Raw genomic sequence first — 1045 nt, forward strand, 5'->3', positions numbered from 1 at the left:
CTGATGGTGTCGGTGATCTGCACGGTGGCATCGCCGCCGAGTTCCAGGTTCTCGAAGGCATGGCCAGGCACGGCTGCATCGGTGATACCGACGGTCAGCGAGTCGCCGTCCTTGAAGACGTCGTCGCCTTGTGCCTTGGCCTTGTACTCGGCTTCGGTCTGGCCGGCCGGGATCACCACCTTGTCGCCATTGGACAAGGTGACGGTCAGGTCATAGTCGAGCTTCTGGCTGACTTTGACGGTGAAGGCCGGCTGTTGGTCTTCGGTGACATCCCCCTTGCTGAGGATGGTGACGGTGACCTTGTCGCCTTCGTTGCCGGTGCCCGGAGTACCGGTGCCAGGTTCATCGGTGACGGACGTCTGCACCTCATTTTGACCGAGGGTCAGTTTTTCGAAGTTGTCGGCACCGGTGACGCTGGTCAGTTTGTTGCTGATGGTGGCCTGGCCGCCGATGAACACATCGTCCGGGGCGGTGATGATGGCAGTACCGCTGGCGCTGCCCGCCGGGATGGTGACCTTGGTGCCGTCGCTCAGGGTGAAGGTCAGGCCGTTGTGGCCAGTAACCGACAGGCCTTGGCCGTTGGTCAGGGTCACGGTGTAGGTGATCTGGCCGCCTTCGCTGACGGTGGTCTTGTCGGCAGACAAGGTAGCCACAACTTCGCTGATGGTGTCGGTGATCTGCACGCTGGCGTCGCCGCCCAGCTCCAGATTTTCGAAGGTCTTGCCGTCCACGGCGGCATCGGTGATGCCGACGGTGAGGGTGTCGCCGTCCTTGAAGACGTCATCGCCCTGGGCCTTGGCCTTGTACTCGGCTTCGGTCTGACCGGCTGGGATCACCACCTTGTCGCCATTGGACAGGGTCACGGTTAGGTCGTGGTCCAGCTTCTGGCTGACCTTGACGGTGAAGGCGGGTTGCTGGTCTTCGGTCACGTCGCCTTTGCTGACGATGGTGACCGAGACCTTGTCGCCCTGGTTGTCGGTGCCAGGGGTACCGGTGCCGGGCTCGTCGGTGACTTCGGTTTTGACTTCGTCCTTGCCGAGGGTCA

General features: G+C 62.3%; 1 protein-coding gene. It reads right to left on the bottom strand.

The window, feature by feature from the left end; all coding sequences use genetic code 11:
- Window positions 1-1045 (bottom strand): immunoglobulin-like domain-containing protein (locus NJG22_RS24430; RefSeq protein ID WP_253098500.1); only part of this gene is annotated, 1045 nt, incomplete at both ends.

Origin of the sequence: Pseudomonas sp. VA159-2 (assembly GCF_024126635.1) — a bacterium.
Lineage (GTDB): Bacteria > Pseudomonadota > Gammaproteobacteria > Pseudomonadales > Pseudomonadaceae > Aquipseudomonas > Aquipseudomonas muyukensis.